We start from the raw sequence: 3,498 nt of genomic DNA on the forward strand, positions 1-3,498 counted from the left end.
CATTTTTTATTCTCTTTCATTATCCAAATAAAAGAGTAGAAAATGGTTGGCCACTCCGCCAATCAAAAATAATTTACAGAACTAATGATGCACTAACAATTGCCCAATCGCCTGGATCTGAAACAGGACTATCTTCAAGCATGGCTTGAATATCCTCCATAATCGCACCTTCCGATTGATTTGCATCAAGCCATTGACCATGCAGATAGCCGTTATTATAAGATGCCAAACAAGCGACATAGATTTCCGGTTTGTCCATTGGGGTTTTTCTCCTTTAAATGATAATCAGAGAGCAAGCCCCAGCGGGAACTTACTCCCGCGATGGGTTATGATTAAAACGGTACGTCTTCTGAATCAGTTTGCAACATTTCCCGCATTTGAGCCATATGGCTTTCCGCGGTTTTGTTGGTTGTCTCATCAGTTGGTTTGGATTGGCTAAGAAGTTGAATATTACTTACCACAATACTGAGACTATGACGGGTATTGCCATCGCCATCAGTCCATTGGTTAGAACGAAGTTTACCTTCAACATACACTTGAGATCCTTTTTGTAAATACTCAACAACTTTGGCCAATTTGCCAAACATTACCAGTTGATGCCACTCAACTCTGGTTTTCCATTCGTCATTTTGTTTGAATGATTCATTGGTTGCCAGAGTGGCTGTGACAAAAGACTGACCGTTTTGGCTGGTGATTGTTTTTGGTTCTGCACCTAAGTTGCCAATCAGTTGTACCTTATTTAATGATGCTGTCATTGTGTTCTCCCGTTAGTGAAAAAATCCGCATAACAGGAAAAACACCGCATAAAGCAGTTTTTTTCCTGTTATGCGGTTAAAAAATAAGATTAAACAGCAGCAAGGGGAGTATGGCCTTGATACCTGTTTGAATGAGCAACCAGAAATTCAAGTTTACTCAGACTAAGTTCAACTTGTTTTCTATCTTCAATAGACAATTGACGATAAAATCCTTGCAGGTCATTCACACATCGGGCCAATTCAAACAGTAAATGGTCCACCTGAATGTTTGCAGAATCGAAATTTTGCATGGTATCGCTCCTTTGATAAAAGAGGGAGAGAGGCCCCAGCTGGGGACAAACTCATCCCCATTGGGTTATGCAATATCACCAACCATAAAAGTTGATTTGCCAAGTTTTTAAAGAATGAATGCTTAAAGCACATACGGTGAAGCACCGTAAAACTGTCCGTGAAAATCTTGCTTTCCATCCAAGATATTTTTCCCGACTTAACGCTCAGCCACAGGATTAGGGAAAGAAGGTGGCTTTATAGTAAGACCTCGGAAGGTTTCGCCAGGATCTCACTGGCTCATCAGTTACTTTCTATTTCAGTTTATCAACGGCACAAATAAATTCAACAGGTTGTTCTAATTGATATCAATTGTTATTGATTGTTATCGTTTGATATTAATTATCAATTCAGTTACAAGTAAATTTTGGTGATCGATATTCTAGAATGGCCGAGCTCACGACTGATGATTCCTCGAACTTTGCGATCAATTCTCTTTTCTTGTTGATTAAACATGCTTGTGTTAGGCCCTCCATTCATGGGGGATTGCCAGCCTTTATTGAAGGGATCAAACTGCTTTGTTAATTCAAAGTACCTTCGTTGTGCAAAGGCATGTCTTAAGCCATGCAATTTGTGAATCCCCATTAATTCAGTTTGACTTTGGTAATGCCTTAAATGCTGTTTGTAAGTTCTGTCTTGAGGAATTAAGGAATGTCCAGATGGTATTTGCTGAAGTGCCTTATTTAACCATTGCCTTTGGGCATCATTGCTTATCCATAAAGCTCTGCCAATACCGCCTTTTGTCCATGATGGCTTTATAGATAAATAGTTTCCTTGTAAGGCATTGGATAGCACAATTTTCATTGACTCTTCTCTTCGAAGACCAAATAAGGATTGCGCCTCCAGAGACAAACGTATTAATGGATCGCTGCATTTGCTTAAATCAATTTGATGGATTGCTTTGTTGACTGTAGTGACGTGACTTCGTCTTGGAATCTGATAATCATCATTCGAAGCTTTTACAAGCTGTGGCTTATCTAAAAATTTGGCTGTTTCTCTGAGCTTTGACATATAATTTTTAATGGTGGCAGGGCTTTTTCCTTGTTCTTTCCAATGCTCCACTAGGACAAAAATATGCTTAGGCTTTAATCCTTTGATATGCGATAACTTATAGCCTTTTTCGTGCAGGTCTTTGATGCAACGATTGAGCATCACTCGCATGTCAGCTCGACTGGCGTGAGAATACCTTTTAATCTCCTTCACCATCTCGTTAATTGAAAATTTGGCGCTGCGTAGTTTGTTATTGCCCATGCAGGTAATTCCAAACGGTTGTACGTGATGAAAGGCCCATTTCCTCCATAATCAACCAGGTTAATTCATAATTGTTTATAACTGATTGCAGTTGTTGTTTGAGATTTCTGGCATATAAATAGCGGAAGTTTCTTTTTGATGACAATTTTAATCGGGTTAATTCTTGTCTATAGCTACAAAGTAAAGTCTGATAGCCAATCGCATTAATCAGATTGCCATAACCCCCAACTAAGAAACTAAATTCTCGAAGTAGAGCGACTTGAATATCATTGCGTATTGGAATGAAGCGGTCGTGGCTGTTGGTAGCAATTTCGCGGGTAATCCATAAGGAATGTTCTTGGACATGAAAGTCAGGATTAAGGCGCATCGCTTCGCTTAACGTGAGGCCAAATTGAATTTGTAAGCCGGTTAATAATCTGGCGGATGGGGTGCTTATGTTTTGCCAAAAGCCCGGGTAAATCCTTGGCTTTTTCTTAGGTTTACTTGGTCTTTTAAGTCCAAGGCTCTTGTTATTGATTTCATTTGCAGTTGGACATTCAATTTCATAAAGAAACTTCTTGATGATACTTAGGTGGCGCATGATGGTGGCCGTTTTTAATTTCTTCTTCTGCCAGTGTTCAACTAATTTTTGAATATGGACTGGCTTTAGAGCCTGCCATTTAGGCGGCACATCGCCAACGACAAAAAGATCATCAATCATTTTATGAATGACATAGGATCGGCGTTTTCTCTCCTTGAAACAGCCGCGATTGTCAGTGCTTAAAAACCGGTTGGCGGTTTGTCTTAATGATTGTTTTCGCATAGCTTTTCTTCACCTCAATATTATTTGCCCTGGCTTTGGTTTAGTGTTGGTCGAGCGGCTCAGTGAGCAGTTGGTTGCATTCAGCTGTAAGCGCCGGGGCTTTTGCCCGAGTTGTGGTGCAAAGCGCATGGTAGAAAGTGCCGCTCTTCTTGTGGATGAAGTACTGCCAGAAAAGCCAATACGCCAATGGGTATTGAGTGTGCCATTTCCATTGCGTTGGTTGTTTGCAAGTAATCCTGAGATGTTGAGCAAGGCGCTTTTAATAGTGACAAGAGCCATTAGCACATATCTGATTAAGAAAGCGGGGTTTACACACAAGACAGCAAGGACCGGTACTGTGACGTTGATTCAACGATTTGGTAG

Annotated in this window: 5 protein-coding genes and 1 pseudogene; 1 reads left to right on the top strand and 5 read right to left on the bottom strand. The window is 40.4% G+C overall.

Translation table 11 applies throughout. The features are described from left to right. Nucleotides 1–73: 73 nt before the first annotated feature. The 5 genes from E1O47_RS11905 to E1O47_RS11925 form a co-directional block, all read right to left on the bottom strand. A complete protein-coding gene (locus E1O47_RS11905) occupies nt 74–259 on the bottom strand; it encodes an antirestriction protein ArdA (RefSeq protein ID WP_133131457.1) in 186 nt (61 codons plus the stop codon). A gap of 73 nt (nt 260–332) precedes the next feature. Further along, nucleotides 333–755, bottom strand: coding sequence for a single-stranded DNA-binding protein (locus E1O47_RS11910; protein WP_133131458.1), 423 nt, complete (start codon nt 753–755; stop codon nt 333–335). 89 nt (nt 756–844) lie between these two features. Then, entirely contained in the window at nt 845–1,045 is a 201-nt protein-coding gene (locus E1O47_RS11915) for a hypothetical protein (RefSeq protein WP_133131459.1), read from the bottom strand. 391 nt (nt 1,046–1,436) lie between these two features. Further along, entirely contained in the window at nt 1,437–2,333 is an 897-nt protein-coding gene (locus E1O47_RS11920; RefSeq protein WP_133131460.1) for a phage integrase N-terminal domain-containing protein, read from the bottom strand. Beyond that, the gene (locus E1O47_RS11925) at nt 2,323–3,135 is read right to left on the bottom strand and encodes a phage integrase N-terminal domain-containing protein (RefSeq protein ID WP_133131461.1); all 813 of its coding nucleotides are present in this window, start codon (nt 3,133–3,135) and stop codon (nt 2,323–2,325) included. Before E1O47_RS11925 ends, E1O47_RS11920 begins: the two co-directional genes overlap by 11 nt. A 61-nt stretch (nt 3,136–3,196) precedes the next feature. On the opposite strand from E1O47_RS11925, the pseudogene E1O47_RS11930 reads away from it, so the two are divergent. Continuing rightward, nucleotides 3,197–3,498, top strand: a pseudogene (locus tag E1O47_RS11930) (transposase zinc-binding domain-containing protein); the annotation flags it as partial.

Source organism: Legionella yabuuchiae (genome assembly GCF_900640115.1).
In the GTDB taxonomy this organism is placed as follows: Bacteria; Pseudomonadota; Gammaproteobacteria; order Legionellales; family Legionellaceae; genus Legionella_A; species Legionella_A yabuuchiae.

Bases quoted from the DNA above. Each gene is read 5' to 3' on its own strand.
- E1O47_RS11905 (WP_133131457.1), bottom strand. From the start codon at position 259: ATGGACAAACCGGAAATCTATGTCGCTTGTTTGGCATCTTATAATAAC.
- E1O47_RS11910 (WP_133131458.1), bottom strand. From the start codon at position 755: ATGACAGCATCATTAAATAAGGTACAACTGATTGGCAACTTAGGTGCA.
- E1O47_RS11915 (WP_133131459.1), bottom strand. From the start codon at position 1,045: ATGCAAAATTTCGATTCTGCAAACATTCAGGTGGACCATTTACTGTTT.
- E1O47_RS11920 (WP_133131460.1), bottom strand. From the start codon at position 2,333: ATGGGCAATAACAAACTACGCAGCGCCAAATTTTCAATTAACGAGATG.
- E1O47_RS11925 (WP_133131461.1), bottom strand. From the start codon at position 3,135: ATGCGAAAACAATCATTAAGACAAACCGCCAACCGGTTTTTAAGCACT.